Origin of the sequence: Pseudomonas cimarronensis (genome assembly GCF_049331905.1) — a bacterium.
Lineage (GTDB): Bacteria > Pseudomonadota > Gammaproteobacteria > Pseudomonadales > Pseudomonadaceae > Aquipseudomonas.
In genome coordinates this window covers 2,676,485-2,696,137 of record NZ_CP186283.1, presented here as the reverse complement: position 1 = coordinate 2,696,137, position 19,653 = coordinate 2,676,485, and the positions used below count along the sequence as shown (strand labels likewise).

14 protein-coding genes are annotated in these 19,653 nt (G+C 53.4%); 7 read left to right on the top strand and 7 right to left on the bottom strand.

What is annotated here, in order from left to right; translation table 11 throughout:
• Positions 1-117 precede the first annotated feature (117 nt).
• Complete coding sequence (locus ACOCLD_RS12605; RefSeq protein WP_422909409.1) at positions 118-630, top strand: NADAR family protein; 513 nt, start codon at positions 118-120, stop codon at positions 628-630.
• A gap of 1 nt (position 631) precedes the next feature.
• Here ACOCLD_RS12605 and ACOCLD_RS12600 read toward each other — a convergent pair whose 3' ends face one another.
• From ACOCLD_RS12600 to ACOCLD_RS12580, 5 genes are read right to left on the bottom strand one after another with little or no spacing between them, the layout of a single operon-like run.
• Positions 632-1,699 carry a PfkB family carbohydrate kinase gene (locus ACOCLD_RS12600; protein WP_422909408.1) on the bottom strand — a complete coding sequence of 356 codons (1,068 nt, stop codon included), beginning with the start codon at positions 1,697-1,699 and terminating at the stop codon, positions 632-634.
• Between the two features lie 28 nt (positions 1,700-1,727).
• A complete protein-coding gene (locus ACOCLD_RS12595) occupies positions 1,728-2,771 on the bottom strand; it encodes a hypothetical protein (RefSeq protein ID WP_422909407.1) in 1,044 nt (347 codons plus the stop codon).
• A 5-nt stretch (positions 2,772-2,776) separates the two neighbouring features.
• On the bottom strand, positions 2,777-4,672 hold the full coding sequence (locus tag ACOCLD_RS12590) for a hypothetical protein (protein WP_422909406.1): 1,896 nt from the start codon (positions 4,670-4,672) through the stop codon (positions 2,777-2,779).
• Complete coding sequence (locus ACOCLD_RS12585; RefSeq protein ID WP_422909405.1) at positions 4,665-5,783, bottom strand: phosphoribosyltransferase-like protein; 1,119 nt, start codon at positions 5,781-5,783, stop codon at positions 4,665-4,667. The genes ACOCLD_RS12590 and ACOCLD_RS12585 overlap by 8 nt, the downstream gene beginning before the upstream one ends.
• 19 nt (positions 5,784-5,802) lie before the next feature.
• Positions 5,803-7,713: a hypothetical protein gene (locus ACOCLD_RS12580; RefSeq protein WP_422909404.1), complete on the bottom strand. Its 1,911-nt coding sequence runs from the start codon at positions 7,711-7,713 to the stop codon at positions 5,803-5,805.
• Between the two features lie 383 nt (positions 7,714-8,096).
• On the opposite strand from ACOCLD_RS12580, the gene ACOCLD_RS12575 reads away from it, so the two are divergent.
• The 5 genes from ACOCLD_RS12575 (at position 8,097) to ACOCLD_RS12555 (ending at position 17,953) form a co-directional block, all read left to right on the top strand.
• Positions 8,097-12,071 (top strand): hypothetical protein, encoded by a 3,975-nt coding sequence (locus ACOCLD_RS12575; RefSeq protein ID WP_422909403.1) that lies wholly within the window; start codon positions 8,097-8,099, stop codon positions 12,069-12,071.
• 331 nt (positions 12,072-12,402) lie between these two features.
• On the top strand, positions 12,403-12,807 hold the full coding sequence (locus tag ACOCLD_RS12570; RefSeq protein ID WP_422911801.1) for a DUF1173 family protein: 405 nt from the start codon (positions 12,403-12,405) through the stop codon (positions 12,805-12,807).
• Positions 12,785-13,723 (top strand): DUF1173 family protein, encoded by a 939-nt coding sequence (locus ACOCLD_RS12565; protein WP_422909402.1) that lies wholly within the window; start codon positions 12,785-12,787, stop codon positions 13,721-13,723. Before ACOCLD_RS12570 ends, ACOCLD_RS12565 begins: the two co-directional genes overlap by 23 nt.
• 66 nt (positions 13,724-13,789) lie before the next feature.
• The gene (locus ACOCLD_RS12560; RefSeq protein WP_422909401.1) at positions 13,790-14,989 is read left to right on the top strand and encodes a PIN-like domain-containing protein; all 1,200 of its coding nucleotides are present in this window, start codon (positions 13,790-13,792) and stop codon (positions 14,987-14,989) included.
• 156 nt (positions 14,990-15,145) lie between these two features.
• Entirely contained in the window at positions 15,146-17,953 is a 2,808-nt protein-coding gene (locus ACOCLD_RS12555) for a TrlF family AAA-like ATPase (protein WP_422909400.1), read from the top strand.
• Between the two features lie 54 nt (positions 17,954-18,007).
• Here the strand turns inward: ACOCLD_RS12555 and ACOCLD_RS12550 are convergent, their stop codons facing one another.
• Positions 18,008-18,226 (bottom strand): antitoxin Xre/MbcA/ParS toxin-binding domain-containing protein, encoded by a 219-nt coding sequence (locus ACOCLD_RS12550; RefSeq protein ID WP_422909399.1) that lies wholly within the window; start codon positions 18,224-18,226, stop codon positions 18,008-18,010.
• 211 nt (positions 18,227-18,437) lie between these two features.
• Complete coding sequence (locus ACOCLD_RS12545) at positions 18,438-18,854, bottom strand: hypothetical protein (protein ID WP_422909398.1); 417 nt, start codon at positions 18,852-18,854, stop codon at positions 18,438-18,440.
• Between the two features lie 85 nt (positions 18,855-18,939).
• Here ACOCLD_RS12545 and ACOCLD_RS12540 point away from each other — a divergent pair, with 85 nt between their 5' ends.
• Positions 18,940-19,221 carry a helix-turn-helix domain-containing protein gene (locus ACOCLD_RS12540; RefSeq protein ID WP_422909397.1) on the top strand — a complete coding sequence of 94 codons (282 nt, stop codon included), beginning with the start codon at positions 18,940-18,942 and terminating at the stop codon, positions 19,219-19,221.
• Positions 19,222-19,653: the final 432 nt, after the last annotated feature.

Sequence of the window (19,653 nt, the reverse complement as noted above, 5' to 3'; positions counted from 1 at the left end):
CCTGGGCTTGATCTGCCAGCATCGTTGCAGTGACAAACAACGTTTGCGTTCTAGCGTGTTGCCTTGGCAACCCATATGCTTGGCCTCAGGCCGATAGTCATTAGGCAAGGAGCAGTAATGCAGGAAATTCGGTTCTACCGTGCAAACGAAAAGCCTTATGGTGCCTTAAGCAACCTGTATAAGCGCGAAGTGTTGTTTGAGGATGTCGTGTATCCCACCTCCGAGCACGCTTACCAAGCGGGCAAGCCTCGCAAGGAAGCCGTGCGGGATTGGATCCTTGCGGCTCCATCGCCAGCGTTAGTGGCAATGGCTGCTCACGGTCTTTACTGGTGGGACATTCGCCCGGGCTGGTCGAAAGTTAAATTTGAGCGCATGCGAGCCATTCTCCTTGCCAAGTTCACTCAGCATGAGGATCTGAAAGCACTCCTGCTTTCTACCGGTGAGGCCCGGCTCGTCGAGTCGGCCACTGTTGATAACGAGGTCAACAGGACCTGGGGCGAGGTCAACGGCAAGGGCAAGAATATGCTCGGCGTGCTGCTGATGGAGGTTCGCGACGAGCTTCGCAAGGCAGAAGCAAAGCCCGTAAGAGCTATCAAAAAGCCGCGCAAAGCTGCTGCGTCAGTCGACTAGATCAGCGGGTCTGACAGCACACTTCAAGTGGGTCAGTGCTACTGACCGCGATGGTGTGTGTCTTCTGCCAGGCAAGCTTCCCGAGTTGTGAGGCTGTCGCTGTATCGCCTGCCTGATTGTCGCGGCCAGTGCACAGCTGCTGGGCGAATGAAAGAATCTCGTCGGGTGTAAGAACCCCCAGCAACCCTCGAGCGCCCTGGGTTAGGCAGTTCATTGAGGAAAGCGCCTGACCAAACGCCAGCGCGTGCTCCAGCTCGCTTTCCTCGAGGTCGTGCCAGGCGTGTACACGGTTTTGCTGTAGGGAATACACCAATCCAGCGGTGCACCAGTCGCCTGCTCCTGCAGTGTCTGCAACCTCTGGTAGGGGAAAGGCTGATAACTGGCGCCACTCGCTGCCGGAGACCGGACTACGGAAGCGCAGCCCGCGTGGGCCTAGAGTCTGGATCTCAACCAGAATGGAGCTGGGGAGTGGTCGAGAAAAGGAATGGAAGCGCTCATCCGCGTATTTGATGATGTGGACGTTCTGCAGAATTGCGGAGAAAAGATCTTCATCGTCGCCGGCTGTAGAAGGCTCGAATACGACCAAGGCTCCAGATTCGTAATAGGACTTTGCTAGCTCATAACCTGCCTTGGTAGGCCGATCGAGATAGAAGACATCGGTCTTTGATTGCCCCTGCAAAGCTTTGTTGACGATGCGGTCGTCACACTCGACTATGGGGTAATGCTTCTTGCCACAGCAGGGGCAGCTGAAGCTGAAACGGTGTGTCGGAGAGCTACTGCTTTGAGGCGCTAGCTGATGCTGGTAGATCACGTTCGTGCGTTGGGAGCTGGAGATATCCACGAATCGTAGATCTGCCCCAATGGCTTGAAGCTCATTGCAGAGTCGTTCGCCGGCAGGGTCCTGGCCAAAGCTTGCAACAGGCGTAGCGGCCCAACCCAAGGATCCCAGGATGGACAAAACGTTACCTGTCGACCCGCCCAGTGCAGAACCCAAGCGGCGAGAGTCCGCTCCTAAAATCACGTCCAGGGCAAAGAGCCCAGTACCGACAATTCGATTCTGCTGCCACATATTTTCTCCTCCCCATCCTGGGGAACCCTTACGGACGGCGTAACCAAGCGTGCCACATACGGTCTGGCTTGTCTTTTGAGACCTGCGGAACCGTCTGCTGTTCACATCGGTAACCCATCGTCTCAGAGTATACCACTGGCAAATCTAGCGATATGGCGGCAAACAGCATGCCGAGACTCCCCATCTTGCTGCCGCTGGGCGACAAAATGGTGCGTGGAGGCGTTTCACCAAAGCTCTTGAGGGCGGACTCCCGCCCATTGTGAATGCGCTCAATCGTCGCAAAAACGTCCGTCGGGTCCGACTCGTGGGCATAAATAATGTCTAGGAGGTTCACGTCCCAATCTGTAAGGATCAAGTCATGGAACTCCCGCATCAGTTCATCTCCGCGGCGAGGATCTAAGGCAGGAAAGGGCAGGATTGGTGCGACCTCCTGCGGCCGTTCTTTACGAAAAATGCGGTCCAATGAATCCCGGTTTTTTTCGGAAAGTTGAGGAATCCAAAGCTTGATTGCTTGGATCACCTCATCGGTGTCCATGTCCGCCTGGAAACCATGCATGTACTGCGGAGAGTCCGTGTACATTGCGGTTGTTTTGAGGGGGGAGACGGCGCGATCAGCAATCACTACATGAGCGTTTGTCTTGCTCTCGTACGCCTGCTTCACCAAGGGAAAACATACGCCTCGGGACATGGTTGTTGCGTCCACAATTACATCGGTGTAATCGTTTGCCAGCCATTTGGCGAAGGTCGACGCTGCGTTTCTGCCGGCAATGCTGGCTGTGTCTTCGGCGATAATGGTCACGGCTTCAAAGCTAAGGCTGTGCTGGCTCAGGATCTTCTCCAGCTCTTCTCGGATCTGATCCGCAGACTGCTCAAGGATCGGCGAAACTTCGGGGCGCTTTTCGATCAGGAAGAGAAAGTCAAAACACTGCAGGTCGCAGATCATCCTGGGGAAGTACAAGCACGCGTCGTTGAAACCGAGCGTGCCCACAAAAAGCGCTTTTTTGGCCAAGGTGAAGTAGCCATTGAAAAAGCTGAGACACTCCTCAGAGTCCTTATGAGTAATCAACTTCACAATGCTTACTCCTTAAGCAGAGACTGCAGGCCAGAGAGAGTGTCCTCAATGAAGCCACCGCGGCGCAAGGTCAAACCATAGGCGATGCTTGGAATTGCTCCGATTTCCAAAAGGCACCAAACACGCCCTTTACATTTATATTGTGGGACGAAGACTAAGGCCTTATAGGCAAATGCGAAGTGCAGAACACGAGTAAGGCGTTCAGAGCGAGCAAGCACCTTGTCCATTTCTTCCTGAGGAATACCAATAGCATTGGCGCCATGGTCAAGAGGGGCGTTGGGCAGAAGCGTACGCTCCACACAGCGAGACGCCATTCCGTGTATGAGATCTTTGACCAAGGCATGATATGGGAAATCCCATTCGTCCATGATCTTCGTTGAAAGCTTGCGCAAAGCATCATGTTGCAGCTTCGCCGACAGTTCTGGCTTTTTATTTCTAACGACTCGCATAATAAGCTCGTCGATAAGGGAACCGGATAGGCGGATGAATTGTTCAATGTTGTTGTTGCTTGCGTCTGCGAGCTTGTCCATCCCAAAGTAATAAGGCCGCCCAAACTCATGAAATAATTGTAGGCGAGCACCTTCGAGCAGAGAGGGGCTTACAGTGCGATCACCTGTAATCGGCTCTTCCGCTGGTTCATCATCCAGCAGGCCAAGTTGGGGGGTTCTATTCCATTCACGCTTGAGTAAAATTCGAAATGCAGCAAGCGCCTCGTCGGGCGGTGTCTTTTCTGGAACGCGCGCGCGCAAAGAACTAATCACAGACTCAGAAAGCTTCGACTCCCGCTGGAGGCTATCTACTGATTTACGAAGCTGCTCAAGTTGGGAGGCAGTCAAGGTCACGCTGTTGTGATCAAGGACACTGGACAGGGTTTTAACAGAGCGACGCGAAAGGTCATTTATTCCACTCAGATACCGAGTGCTGATATCTCGGGCCACACCTATAAAGCGCTTATTGCGATGGCTCGGCTGCATCAGTTTGAGGATGTAGTCCCGCCCACCGGTTGTGCCCGGTCGGTGTTCGCCTTCCTCCATCACGTCTTTAGCCATTGCATCCCGGTAGTCTTCAGGCGACACAACATCAGGACGGCACATTACCCAGCGGCCAATTTTTATGTTGCGCCGCTTAAGCCAATCGCGGAGTTGGGCAAACTGAAGCGGGTGAAGCTCATGCGCGTCATCGACTATTGCCATAGGCAGTAAGTCTACATATTCATCCGACTTTCCAGTTAGCCAGCCTTTTACCCTGAAAAGCTCTATATATTCAAAAACGTCATATGTTTCGTTTATGATTTCAGCCAAATCTTGCTCGCTGGGTGCAACTAGCGCGGTTATCACCTTGAAGACTGCGAGCTCTATTCGCCGCGCATGTTCACGAAACTCTCTTGGCGAGTCGGCCTTAAGGACTTTTCGCGCAGATTCCGAGTCGCTACGCGTCACAATCACAATTTGCTCGAGGTCTATTTCCTCGACGCTTTCGAGTTGCCTAAACCACCCCAGCACTGCCTTGGACTGCACATAGGCACGCAGAAGCGTTGCCCGAATAGAGTCCGAATAGGGCAGATCCCAAATGCTTCGGAAGTTAGTGGTCATCGGCAATCGATAGGCCAGCAGCGACGGTGCTCCATCTCGCAAAATTTTGAGCTGAGCAAGTGCTATTGCTAATTCCTTATTGATCTCCACTGGGTCGCGCGCAAGCGTGGCCAAAGAGTCGAACTCAATGATTCGGGCAATTGTGGTCTTCCCGCACCCAGGAGTCCCAACGACAATGCTGAGCTTTTCCAGTAACTCAGTACCGTCTTGTGTGAAGAACTCCACCAGCGGAGCATGGCTGACAAGAGGGAGTAGGGTGTTTGGCTCGGCCACATACTCAGTGGCGCGCTTTTTAAACGGATTATCCATTAGTCGAGTGCCGTTTGCGTCGAGCGAAAAGGGGCTTCATTTTGTGTTGCCCTTCAGAGCCGCTATTAGGCGAATCAGCCCATAGCAAGGCGATTGAATTGTTTGGCGTATTGTGTTCAAGGACTAAAGGGAGTCCGCAATTTCTATACCCAAACCAGATGTCGTTCCCCACATGCTTATCTTCAATACCCTTGTCGTAATGAGTTTTGATGAGATCTATTAGCTCTGGAGGGGGCGTGTTGTCATTAACGACAATGGACTCTGGAAGCACATAGGAATATGTGGCGCTGTAGCTGAATTCCTCATGGCTCTCGCTAAATCGCGCAAGTCGATCGTTGATCGTTTTTTCGGCTTGGGACGAGGCTAAATAATGGTGAGTATACAGGTGGCAATTTTTGGCGAGGATCTGGCCTACTTTTGCTTTATTAGTATTGTAAAATTTGCTTATTTTCCCCTTCCACTCTCCTTTCTCCTCATCGAGACGGAGCAGAGAATCTCCTGAGCCAGCAAAGTCATCTACCAAGCATACGGCCTCAAAAAGCGGTGGCTCGTCTTTGTATTCTTTTTCTATCAACCACTCCGCCAGCTCTTTTGTAAGGTTTTCCCATTTCAGATCCGACATCTCACTGAAGGGCACGACTTGCTCATTGGATATCTTTCCTTCGTTATAACGGCGGAAGACATCGATGCGCGCACCATCGCTCAACCCTACGAAGATAGTTCGGCGACGGAGAAGCAGTAGTCGACGTTCTGCGGCAGCATCCGTCCAGGTCTCGTAAAACTGGACGCCCAGCTCCTTCGCAACTTGCTTGCGCATGAGCCTGTCCAGTTCAGGCATCATCAAGCTTACGAGGTGATGCATCTCGCGCTGAGTGATGTACACCAGTTGCTTTTTAATAATGCTGAAGGCAACACGACGCTGGGCAACCTGCCGGAACTGACTCAGCCAGTTCAATAAGGCAACATGGAATCGAGAGGCCGGCTGAAACCCTTGGTAGCCATCGTACTTATGGGTGATCATCAACTGAAGGGCGGAGAACTCTTCCGTTGCCTCCTCGTCACTCCAGTCCAGCTGTTCAGCTAGCAACCTCAGGGCAATCTTACTCTTCAAGTAACACCTTCCTTGGAGACTAGAAACGAAGACCAAATCCTTCGTTAGTTTTTTGTAGGTAATCCAAATACTGTTGGGTCGCACCGGCTTGGCTCGAACCTGGGGAGGCGAAATTCCAGCAGGAGGTCAACGATGCAGACACACGGTCAGCGCTTAGGCTGCAGCCTTGGCTCAGTAAGTCGTAGTCGTTTCCTTCCTCATCACCACTATCCCCAAGACGTAAAACCTGGGTAAGTGGATCGAAGCCAAATTTCTCCCCAATCGTCTTCACCACTTTGTTCTTGCTCGTGTCGCCGTCCAAGACATCGATCGAGTGGCCTGAGCAAAACACTTTCCAGTTTCCGAGCTTTTCTGCATTGAGGCGGGTGCGTAAAGCCAGACGCAGTTTTCTAGACTCTTCTGGGCTGGAAACCGTGATGGTCAGTTGCCCCCCCCTGGATTTTCTAGAATTTTCCAGCCGGGGGTAGTACGCGGTGGTCTTGAGCCAGCCTAAAAGATCTTCGAACATTGGGTTGGGGGCAGGCTGTTCGACCTCTGCATCAAGGGGTTGAATCAACGAGCCACCGTAATAACCGACCCATATCGCTTTGTGGTACTCCGGCGGGAACGCCTTAACAAGATCCTTGCGCAAGGATCCACCCCGACCCGAGGCGATCGAGAAGATCAGCCCATCATCGATAAGTTGAAGAACCCGCTTTGCAATGTGTGGGCACATGCCGCTGTAACGGTCTTCCGCATTGCATAAAGTACCGTCGAAATCACTGATGATCGCTTTGTAGACGGCAGCCTGAAGCTTGCCCTCATAGACTTTTGCTGCAATCTCAGCCGTGTCCATTTCGTCTGCTGAGACGTTGCGATGATCGAACTTTCGCCGAGCTGCCAACGAGTATCGATTCTCTGATTGACCCCAACCGTGAAAGTGCTGGCTGCTATCGAGTCGATAGATCTCGCGGCCAAAGGTTGGAACCGTTGGCTGCCCGGGGTCCCGGTCCACTGCACTGGCGATCGCTTCGGTTAGGAGTGTTGCCATCACCAGCCCGGCGACCACCAGTTCATTTGGCTCCTCGCCAGGAACCTCAAGTTTGAAGGTCAGTACATCCGATGGGAAAAGCCCCAGGGTTGCTTCCGCCAGATCCTTGGCATCCCAGCTGAAAGCAGCAATGACTGCGGTGCCGGCAGCGCCACCTGCCAGCTGTAGGTGTCGGCCATGAGCGAATTGCCGATAGTCGGCAATTTCAACCTTGGCGACTGCGGATTCGGAGAGTTTAGATTCCAGGTCGATGGCAAAAGACTTGGTCATCGGGTCGTGAAGAACGATGAAGTTTCGCCCACCCATCGTCTTGATCGTGGTGTCATCACGCCACTGATTGCGGTACCGGAGCAAAACCTCCGCATCGAACAGCTGCGCAAGGAACTCGCTTCCTGTGCCTTCAGGAAAGAGAGCCCTGTGTAGCAACAAAACGGTCGCGATCAGGCTATTCGTTGCTAAGTAGCCGTCTTTTCCCCACGGCATCTCATAAGAAAAAATTCGTGTTGCCCGGTTCTCTATAGCACGCCTGGTGAGCGGGTTGTCTTTCGTAAGCGTTAGCGCCGCACAGGTCATATCCGACTGCATCGCATAGGTCGCTGCAGCCAGAACATCTGGATTGCGACCCTCTGCTGAAAGCAGCATGACCTTTGAGGTAGGAGTGAACCTGGCCTTGGCCGACAGCTCCATTGGGGTAAGTGCACGAGTAGGGGAGCCATGCGCGATTTCCCGCAGCTCAGCGGCGGCGAACGCTGCAGAGTAGGAGCCGCCAGAGCCGATGAAGCATGCATATTCACCGGTCCATCTACTCAAATACCGATGGAGTCGTAACACATCCTGCTGTGTTGCCCACGAATAGGTAGCATGAATAGCATCCAGCTCCGCATGATATGGTTTTCCCACTTACAACTCCTTCCTTGCTTGTAGATCATGCTGCAGTAGTGGCACCTTGCCTTTCTTCAGGCGTTTGAGCAATGGCAATAACCCCGCCGAGGCAAACTCGAACCTCACTGCGGTGTGAGCGTCGCTCCAGAGCGGCATTGATGCAAGTGAGCATCTTGAGCGGCTCGAAATTGCAGAGGAAGACTCCGCACTGGGTGACCCAAGAGGAGCTGCGGCTGAGTCTAATGATTCACGCGTTGAACAATATGCAGGCTCGTTGGCACCTTGAGCATGAGCCGTCTATTGCAAAGTTGCCGGAGCCACCGGCGGTTTTTTCTTACCTTCAGTGTCACTTGACCTTGCAGATATTGATCCTTTGAATTGGATGAAATGGAAATAGGAGTATGAGTTTGACTGGTTCGATCCGCGGCGCAGCTGCTGCTCAGCTTGGTTTCGACTATCAACTCGATGTCTCGATCCTAGCCGCTTTGCAGCTACTACTTATCTCCAAAGCCGCGACACGTCTGGTTCTTGAACCTGCCAACGAGGAAGACCTTGAGGCGGACCTTGCGCCAGATGCTCCAGGGAGGATGCAGTCAAGCGCGGTGATTGCAGGTGCGTATAAGCTCGTAGTGCAGGTCAAGCGCAGCACAGGTGAGCCTTGGTCAATCGAAGATTTTATAAAGCTACTACACCACGGCTCCGACAAACCCGGTGGTCGCCGTAAGGCTCTCCACCATCTCGACGATCTAGATACTCGTTATCTCTTGGTTACTACTTCCGCGGTGAAAGGCGTCGCACGTGGTCTCTTGGTCCATGGATTCGAAGAGGCGGCCGACAAAGGTGGATTCCCCACCAAACTCAAAAGCACGCTTAAAACATCACCTGAGGGTCGGGTCGGGATTTGGGGAGGGCTAACGGAGAAGCAGCTAGCGGCAGATTTGCGCGACCTGATGTCGGATCTACTGCACGTACCACGTCCTGAGCACACAAAACTGCTCGATAAACTGCGCTCTGAAGCAAAGCTCCGCACTCGTGGAGTTAACCCAGGTATTTGGACACGAGAAGATCTACTGGCGACCGTTCGTGAGCATGGCGGGTTTCTATCAAGCCTTGCGTGTTTGGAGCATTTCGCTCCCCCGATGAATTTTGACGAGATGGTAGGAAAGCTGAAAAGTAAGGGGGCGATCGTGATACGTGGCCCGTCGGGAACGGGCAAAACCCAGGCCGCGCTTAAATTATGCGAAATCGCACGGCAGTGTGACGGCCAACTGGAATTGGTGGCGCTTGGGGCCGACGATACGCCGACCCGTGCAAGAAAGCTTGTCGATCACGGTCCCACGCTTTTTTACATCGAAGACCCTTGGGGTCAGTACACCGTGCGCGAGAGCGCGGACAGTTGGACCGAGCAGTTACCGCGCTTACTAGCCAAGGCATCGCCTAACCATCAGTTCGTGATTACTTCACGCAACGACATGATGTGTAAGGCACTGAACACCTTGAGTCCGTGGACTGTTGAACTTGATGCCGAGCAGTATCGTAGCGGCCAGCTTCGTAAGATCTACGACAACCGAATGGACCAGTTGCCACCTGCTTTACAGTCGAAGGCATACACCTTTCGAGGAACGGTGCTGCCTGAACTCGAGACCCCTCTCGAGATCGATCTCTACTTTACAAGCCTTGCGCAAGGGCCGGCGCCCGACGAGCAAGATCACGTTTTCATCCGCCGCCTGCTCGAGATCGCTCATCGGGACGCCGTCGAAGGTGTTGTCACCAGTGCCTTGGAGGCAAGCGATACATCGGGAGCGGCCGCGGTCGTCTGGGCTCTTCTCAGGGCACGAAACCAGTTTGATCGGGGGCAGCTCAGTCCTCTACAACGTGCCCTACGCCCCTTGAATCGTAATTTAGGCGACGGGCTGGACAAGTTGGTTGATCAAATGATTGCCGTACGCCATCTTCGCCAGCCGATGCGCACGATTTCTTTTGCCCATCCGAGTGTGCGGCAGGGGTTCGAATCATTTGTATTGCAGTACTGGCTGCGTAGCGAAGAAGCAATCCAAACCCTGGTCACAGCATTGACCCACCTTCATGAGCCGCATAAGTCCTGGGGAATTGAAACTGCCGCACGCGTGGTCGAGGCGACACGAAACCTCCACCGGCAAGCAGAGGAGTATGATTCGTTCGAGATCAGCGAAGCCAGCCAGGCCGCGATAGATGCTTGGCTAGAGGAAGGATTGATTGACTCAGCCTCTGATTTCTTCCCGTTGCTAGCACTTGCCTCAGAGGTCGGATCGACAGCGTCCATACCAAGTCAAGTGGCTTTTTGGCTGCTTAAAGGAATACAGCGCGACGGATCAGTTTTCATCAAAAATTGGAAGGCGCCGCATTTCGATGATGCCTGGTATGAAGTCGTCTCCGCAGATCCGCGCTCCAGAGTGGTCGCGGCTCGCTTCATTCGAGAACAATTGGGATTCGATCGGGGATGGTACCGGGGCAAATTTGTTGAGCATTTGGATCGTATCGCACCCGATCTTACGCCAGCCTACCTAGACGCTGCCCTAAAAATGGTCGGCAATGGTTTTGAAATGAATGCTGAAGTGGTTGCTGCGGGGGCGATCCGAGACATCAATGGCTACGAGGCAATTGTGAGCGCCGCCCTCGACGATCTTGCGATCTCTCAGCATCGCTATGAGGAGCACTATGCAGAAGAGTGGCGTGCAATTGAAGATGGCGAGCGTGACGCAGCGGCTGAAGAAGCGATGCAATCATGCCATGAAGACGATGGCTACACTTCCGGCGTCTTCATTGAGGTCTATATTCGGCACCTGCGCTCCAAAGGAGGTTGGCAGGTTATCGCCGAACATCAACGTGTTGCTGAGTTGGTTCGGCATTGGTCACGTGATCTAGGCAGGAGCGATGACTCTCCATCAAAGTCTGAAATAGACGCGATCCTGGATCTTGCGAAGGGCTGTGCTGACGAATCCGAGGTCTGGAATTCGATCGCCCAACATTGGCGGCCGGAATTCGAGCCAGCGCTTGCGGCTAGAATCGCTGATAGCGTAACGATGAGGGAGCTGCGCAAGTCCCTCGCCGAAATAGCACTTGTCCATGCGGCTGATTTGTTGATCGAAGAGGTCGAGAATCTTTCCACTACGCCCAGCCGCCAACTCATTCTGCTAGCTGACATCCATCGAGCAAGCTTCCAGATCGGCGTCGAAGATCGGGGGCGCGCGCTGAAATCAATCACCGATCATCTGGCGGCCGAACTTGCCGACATCATCATGGCTTTTCCTGCGGAGCATGGTGTCACCGGCACTGTGAAGTCTACTGCGGTCAAAATTCTCACCGATAACGTGCTCGAATTGGACGCAGATGCGCTTCGCCTAGTCGTCCCAGTGATCGCCATGAGCGGGGGCAATGCCTCGCCCGGAGTTGCATTATGGCTCTCGCTCGCGGAGAGCAAGGAGGATGCTCTTGCCGCGAGTAAATTGGCGATAGAGATCGGTGATAGTGCACTACTCACTCAAGCGCTCTCGCACCCTCGGGCTGACGCACGGCAAACCGCACTACTGCATCTTGCTCAGACCTTACCGAACCCGCTCCCGAGATCAATGCTAGCGTTGTCGACAGACCCCAGCGCGAAAGTCCGTCAGGCTCTTCTTTCTGTCATCAGCGGAAGGCCGCATTCCGATCACTTCAAGACGCTTATAGACTTGATGCACGATCAATGGTCGAGCGCGGATTACCATTATTCGGACTCGGAGACGTACAAGATTGCTCGCGAGGCAGTGATTGCTATCGCGGACTATGCGCCTTTGCCTGATGATATTGGCGATCAGCTCCTTGAGCTTGCTGATACAACTAGTGATCGAGGCCTCTGCCGGTTAGCGCTGACTATTGCGGCGAATACGTGCACCGCTGGTATTCAACAGAAGATCTCAAATCTCGTCAGCCTCACCGGGGAGCGCTCGATCCGCCTTGACGCGCTTGAGGCGCTCGCTGATGCACAAGTGCTCGATCCGAGCATTACTACACACCTAGATCCGACGTTCCTGATCAGCTTGCCACCCGCTTTGGCTGCTCACGCAGCGCACTTGGTCGGAGCTCACGCTACTGCGGCCGTGGCCTTAACACTCTTTACCCGCGTTGCTAGCCAGAACCGCCGTCGCGTCCTGCTCCTGGTTGGAGCAAGCGCAATGGCAGCACGCGATCTCAAGGTGGCTGATCGGATCCTAGACCTGCTTGAGCCCGGCCATCCAGCGCGCCAGATTCTGAACGCATCGGAGCCCCTACCGCTTTCGGTCCTCGATGATCTAGGGTCCATTGCTCTGCGGGAATATGCGCGCAAGCGCTTAGGAAAGCGCATCGTCGAAAGCTAGATTCCATAGGCAAAGCCTACGACGATCGCCGTAACCATGAGCTCGAGCTTCCTGAGGTGGAGGAAGTACAACTTTGACTCTCCAAAGGCTTCGATTGAGGGTAAGCACAAGGATGGCGCTCGGGTGTTTCCAGGCTAATCCAATCACCCAGAACACTGCGAAATGCTTTGGCGGCACCGAAAAGGTCATCTGGCCGACAGTGCAGCGCACAGCTCAATGTTCGCCACTGGCGCTGATGCTGGAGCTTGAAACGATGGGCTGGTCAATTGAGGGAGTTCTGAGGCACGGTGCCTGTCGACACTAGGTGCTGCTGAAGGGCTGGATCTGCCAAATGCACGGAGCGAGAATGAGGAAGACTTACGAAGTACTGGTGGTCAGCACTGAAAAAAAATTTACTAGGGAATTTCAGACAGAGAAGAAGTTCCAGAACGGTTGGAGATCTGTTCTGCAACGAGCACACGGTAGCCCGGTTGTCTGCCTCTGCCCAGGGACTGGCAAACGGTATCTCTCGGTTAAGCATCGAGAGGAGGGTGACAATTATCATCTAGCTCGCTACGCCAATACCGGCTCAGAACACGCTAACGACTGCCGATTTCATGCTCACGCTCCGGAGCGATCCGGCCTGCAAGGATACGCATTAGGCGTCGTAGAAGAGGCTGATGACAACACTCTGCGGATCCGGCCATGGCCTCCGAGTCAACGATACAGCCCCTGTGGACAGCGACACAAACAATGAGCCTCATGCTCCCGGGGTGAAAAAAACGTCGATACGGTTGTTGGGGCTACTTCAGCTGCTGTGGTTAGAGGCCGGCCTGGCCAATTGGTATCCGCTCATGGAAGGTAAACGGGATCCAGGGAAAATTACTTATTGGATATCTGAGGCAGCAAAGCGTATTCGGGCCAGCCGAATAACTGTGTATGACGTGTTGCTCATGTCTGCCAGTAAAAACGCAAGAAGGGCAAGAAAGCGCAACGTCGAGGTTGTGGCTTCGGCCCTAGAGCAGTCGCGCAGGCTCATTGTGGTGTCTCCACTGGCGTCCTTTAGTTTAGAGCGTCGCAGACTAGTGCAACTCTCACTTTCCGGACCGTACGACATGCCCACGATGGACATTCGTGAGGTGGTCCGGCGCCGCGTCGCGCGTAGCTTTGCCGCTGAGCTATCCGCATGGGAGGCAGGCCACAAGGTCATCGCGATCGCTCAACTGAACCTGAAGAGTGGGCGTTATGCCGATGTGCTGGATCTTGCGCTAATGCGCGTGAGTGAGCGGATGATACCTCTCGACTCTGGCTACGAAGCGGTGATGGAGGCAAAGCTTCATGCAGAGGGGCGCGCGTTCTTCAAGCCACCGCGTTTTGAAGCCGAGGACGAAATTTTTCCTGACTTCTGGCTGCTGGACATGGGACGAGACAAGCAGTTCCCGCTGGAAGTTTTTGGAATGAACACGCCGGCGTACCAGACCCGTCGAGAACAAAAGGTGCGGTGGTACAACAGAAAATTCGGCACCGCAGGTTGGTGGTACTGGGATGCATTCAATGACCCCCAGGCACTTGCTATCCCGTCCCTTCCTGAACCAATAGTGGACTACAGTCGCAAAGAAAACGCAGAGACAGCTGGGGACGACGCGTTGGAGTCCGAAATCGACGCCGAGTAGACACCGCAATCGAACAGTGAGTTTATGAGGGCAGAATTCGCCCTCTCTGCTTTGGGTAACGTATCCATGTCCTACGACCATCATCTTCCACGCGCCGCATCAAATGCACGCTCAACTCGCTTAAAGCCAAAACAGGTGGTGGCCTCACTTTCCGTTGAGAAGCACCGACTGCTAAATGCTGTGCTCCACAGTGACTGTCCGATTTTCCTGGATACCAATATCTTGCTTTGGAGTTTTGAGCTCAACGAAGCAGCTTCCGATGTCTGGCAAAAATGGCTGCACAGCCTAGAGGAACGCTTGGTCATTCCCGCCTGGGTAGTGCATGAATACAACCAGTTTTCTCACATGCCGGAGACACTCACGCCCTACAAATCCTTGACCAAGAGGCTTCAGGTGGCGCTGGATGAAGTACGTGATAGCGCGGTGCGGGCGCTAGACGGATCAGCGGCTGCAAGCTTGAACTGCTCAAGCAAAATTGACTTGGAACGCAAGCTGGCTGAAGCCTCTGACTTCATTCTGAAGGTAGCTAGAAGCGTCTCCAGAAATGACGGCGGTCATCGAATGGAGCTACTGAAGTTTTACGAGCAGTTGCTCACAGAGCGATGCCTATCTTCGGATCTTCATGTGCTGTCTCAGCAGGCAGATGAGGAGTTCACGGTGCGATCTGCTCTACGCCTGTCGCCGGGTTGGAGGGATGCGAACAAGCCCCACAACAGTTGCGGAGACCTCATCATCTGGAAGGAAGTTCTCCAGTACTGCGCACAGACCGGAAAGGGTGAAGCCATCTTCATCAGCCGTGATGTCAAAGATGACTGGTGCTACAAGCCCGCGAAGGTCGTGCTGGAGAATGGCAAAGAGGTTTTCTGGTCAAGCGAAGCTACACCGAACTTGCTTTTGCCCAAACCGGAACTGTTAGCGGAATTTCTTCAGCATACGGGGGAAGAGGGGATCCTCTTCGCGACAGTTAAGCAAGTCATTGCGGCTCTCAGTTCTGCTGACCACAATGCATTAGAGGCAGCCGCATTCGGACATCTGGCCCAGGCGGCTCAGTCCAACCGCACGCCGACTGACAGGGTAATAGACCTCATTCTCGATTCAGATCAACTGTATCAAGAGGGATTGAAAGGCGTCGCCTACTGGCAATGGTCTCCCGATGAAGTAGATGCAGATAAGTTTGAGGCTTGGTGTCGCGAAAAACTGAAAGACGCCAGAATTCCCTTTGAGAAGGTCGACTGGGGCAATGTTTTCGTCGCGCTATACCTTTAGCCGCTTCTGATGCCTTGCCACGCAAATCGTGTGAGCATCGATTAACGCTATCTAGCCGGGTGAGCGGAGGCCGCAATCTAGCGAGGCACTGTTCAGCTAGATTTGAATACGACCAGAGCCTCCTCGTGGACTCTTCTCGGTAAAAGGAAAATTGGTGTGAGTGAGTATCAAGGAATGCGCTGGTTCAAAGCTGACTTTCAGGTGCAGACACCTGAGGACAGTAAGAACTGGGACGATTTCGAGCTGAGGTTGGGTAACCCTAGGCGCCCCAAAATTAACGGCCAGCTTTCAGAGGAAAGCATCCAAGAAAAAGCACGAATTTTTCTGAGGCGTTGCCATGAGCTTGAGCTGCAGATCATAGGAATTACCGACCACAATTTCTCTGAGCAATACGATCCCAACGATTGGTTTTTGACCCATCTTCTTCGCCAGAACAAGGCAGTTGCAAAAGAGCTTCAGAGGGAGCCTATCTATTTTTTTCCGGGCTTCGAGGTCGACATTGGCTATCACGTCCTCTGTCTATTTGAGACGACCGCGTCACCCAATGACCTCATGCAGGTCAATAGAGTACTGACCAAACTTGGACTTCCAGAAAATGAGCGCTTCGATTCGGGAGAGCCGAAACGGCTTCGACAGCGCAATGCAACGGTGAGCCTTGCTGAGCTGATAGACATTGTCCAGAAAGAATATGGCGGATTGGTAATTCCTGCGCACGCTGATCAGAATGACGGCCTTTTTGCTGAACCGGGAAACCGATCTGACTACCAGCATCCAGATCTGCTGGCTGTCGAAATAACACAGTATCCATTGGGCGAGAAAATCAAGGGCATCCTCACTGGTCGCAACCCTGACTGGGCCAGACCTGGGCAACAACCAGCTTTTGTACGTTCGTCAGACGCTAAATCTCTCAAGAAAGAGGAATCCGGTAAGCCCAAAGCCAACTCGTTGGGATACAGGTACACATGGCTCAAGTGTTCTAAGCCCTCGATAGCTGCTCTGAAGCAGGCCTTCCGCGACCAGTCATCGAGAATCTGTCTTGACAATGACCGCCCTAGCGATTGCGAAAGACATCCTCGTATCAGGTCAATAAGTCTGGCGAACACACGCTACCTGGAAGACCAAAAAGTAGTTTTCTCACAGAACCTCAACACGCTCATTGGCGCACGAGGAACAGGTAAGTCGACCATTCTCGAACTTCTGCGGATCATGTTTGCCCGTGAACAGAGTGATGCCCTGTCCGAGAAGGCCCTCTCTAAGGCGAATCGGGCGAAGGACACACTGCTTGGCAACGCTCAAATCCTAGTCGAGTGGGAAGGTATACCTGGGCAAGTGGATACGCTGCAGTTCTCCCCCGACAGCGGGCTATCGCTAGCTGTGGGTGATGCGTTTGACCTTGCCACGTACCTACGTCATCTCCCTGTCCAATTCTATAGCCAGCAGCAGCTGAGTGACCTAACCGCTCCCAGCGGCCAACTGCAGTTGCTGGAGATGCTGGATGAGGCGTGTGCAGACGACCTTGCTCAGCTCGATGGCGAAGAGCGTGCGCTTGTTGCTGAGATCAAACGACTTTTTGCAGGACAAGATCAGTTGGCTGCAATTGACCAGCAAATCGTGGGTTTGAACCAAGAGTTGGTTGAGCTAGAGCGGCAATGGCAAGCACGTAAAGATGTGCAAGGTGAGGCCGCTGCCTATCAGCGGGCCCAGCGGGCAAAACGCTACCTTCAAGGGCTGCATGATCAAATCGAAAAAGACGTGGAGTCGGTCAAAACTGCAGCCACGGCCCTGAGTTCGAATGTGGCTGATAGTGTGGTCGTTGCGGAGACCTGGCCGCATACCGAATGGATCTCGGAACATACTGCAGCCACCACCGCATTGCATGAGCGGTTCAAAGGAAAACTTGCCGACCTGCTAAAAGAGATGACTGCAGAAGCTGAGGCCACCTTTGCTCAGAATGCTCAAAGGGATGAAGTCTTCCGCACGTTGGATGCAGCCCAAACAGCATTTGTACAGGCGTGCGAAGCAAAGGGAATCCAGCCCCAGGATGTCAGCCGTCTACAGGAGCTTGATCGGAGTAAGCAAGCTAAGCAACTTGCCCTTGATGAGAAGAAGCGCGAGAGGCTGGCACTCGAAGGTACGACTGAAGCACTGGGTGAATCGCTGAGTCGGCTGTTCGCTGTGTGGGCCGCTCAGACTGCACTCCGCATGGCTGTTGCGGAGGACATTACCCAAAAAACAGGCAACTCGATTCGAGTCTCGATAAAGCCCATGGCCTATCAAGAACACTTCGAGAAGCTCTGGATGACAATCGAGCCGGACAGAAGAACTCGGATTGGGAGAGAGTGGCAAATCTTGGGTGAAAATCTCTTCATGAGTTTTAGCGAAGCAGATGATCATCCGCCGTCACCGTGGGAGCACATCCACAGCCTGCTTTCAGACCCAGCGAAAGAGCCCGAAATTCTCTGGCAGTTCAAAGGTGAAGTCAGGGAGTTCGTTGAAAGTCAGGAGGATGCTTGGCGCACCTTCCGTGTTACCAGGATTCCGGACGTCGTCGATATCGAGCTCTATCGCCCCGATCGCTCTCTAGTAGGAAGTTTGGAAGGCGGGCAGCTGTCAGAGGGGCAAAGGAATACGGCGATACTCCACATGCTGCTCGTGAAAGGCGATGGCCCCATCATCATCGACCAGCCTGAGGATGAGGTGGACGCAAGTTTTATCTACAAGGACCTAGTGCCATTACTGCGCCAAGCTAAATCCACCCGACAGCTCATTTTAGCTACGCACAATGCCAACCTGCCGGTGAATGCAGACGCCGAATTTGTTTTTGCTCTGGAGTCAGTCAACGGACGAGGTGGAATCCTGGCTCAAGGTGGATTAGATCGAAAAGAGACCGCGTTGGCTGTACTAGACATTATGGAAGGATCAGAAGAAGCGTTCAGGCGCCGCTTTGAGAAGTACCACTTCTAGTGACACGCGCGCGGAAAGGGGGAGCACTTTTGCATGCGTGACCGTGATTCTTCCTTAGACACAAAGGCCGTAACCGATTGAGTGGATTACCTGCATTACTGACCTATGACCCGCTGTTGACACCAGCAAGTCGATAGGACGCTCTGATGCCAACGCCTGACACGGTGAAGAAAGCCATTTAAGTGCTCCCAGGACTTCACCATTGTGGAGCTCAAGCAGAGCATCCAGGGTTTCAACGAGGCGGAGAAAGACTTCTGCTGATTGCACAGGCATCGTGGGTCGGCGACGGGAAAGGCCAACCCATTGAGCAATCTGTGAATGGGGCAGGCCTAGCTCCTTTGCCAGCTCACCAATCAGTCTCGCTGAAAGTCCTCCCATAACTGCCCGATGTAGCCAGTAGTACCCACTAGGCAAACCCAGCCGACGATGAAGTTTTTCATTAGTCTGATCGAGCGTGCTAACTGGCAGGGAGGGAGACTGATGGTCAGTAGATTCGAGTGCGACCTGCGTCTCGAATGGCTGAGTCGCCTCGCTCTGAGTAGATAGCTCCCGAGGCCGTTTTGAAGTCATAACCTGCAACCTTCTTGTTGCTATCGAAGACTCGAACGAGCTCGGCAAGCCGCTCTATCTGCCACTCACCCGTGCCATTGAGTCGGGCGGGTGTAACAACCTGAACCGCTTCGATTTTAGCCTCTACCACCAGCTCCCTCAGCATCAGCTCAAGCTCCTCCTCGGTGGGGATTAGGAGCATGGTTCTCCAAGTCGCCCCGTTTTTACCCTTGTTCACCGTCACGCAAAACCAAGGCCGATGCTGCTCAAGCTCGACGAATCGCCATAGCTGGTAGTGACCTCCAAATACCGGCGCAAGCGGGATTTCGGCATGCCTGTAGGTGGTGAACATCGAAGTATCTCGTTATTTAAGCTATATACAGCATAGCTCATTCGTATCCAAAAAGGCTTCATCGTTCCTTTTGCGAGGATGCAAAGTGGAACTGAATGAAGCCCTTGGCTTGGTGATCAAGGAGACTCGACAGAGGAGGGCGCTCTCTCAAGAAAGCCTGGGGGCAAGCCAGAGCTATATCAGCACTATCGAGCGCGGCAAATGGAACCCTACCATCGGCAAAATCGAGCAGATAGCCGCCATTCTCGGCGTCGAGCCGGCGACGCTCTTCGTACTTGCACGCTTGAGGCAAGCCTCAGTATCAGAGCCCAGTGCCATTCTGAAGCTGGTCCAGGCAGAGGTTGCCGAGCTAACAAATCCTGCATGAGAGGTCACAGCGCTTGCAGCGATCACGTTAATGGCGGAGATCATTCTTCGCTGAAATCCCGCCTCAAATGGACGAGCTTCCGGACTTCAACCTAAAGCAGAGCCTATCCAAGACTCCGAAAGCAGGGCTCGAACAGACTGGTGCTTCTAGCGGACAAAATCAGGGGCACAAGGGAATTCTATAATCGCTCTATAATCACTTTATAATCGTCTATAAAGCCCATTGTAGAGCGTTCAGACAGCCTTAGCTTTTGCCCAAATCGCAAGCTATGCAGCCATCTAGCTTCATCAGAAGACAGACGGCATCCGTGCCTCCCGCGAAAGACACGGCTGTGTAGGAAGTAAAAAAGCAAAGCGGGGAGAAAACCCGCGATTTAAACCATTAGTACACAGAAATTGGGATATTCACTTCCGGGTACTGCAGGGATTGAAT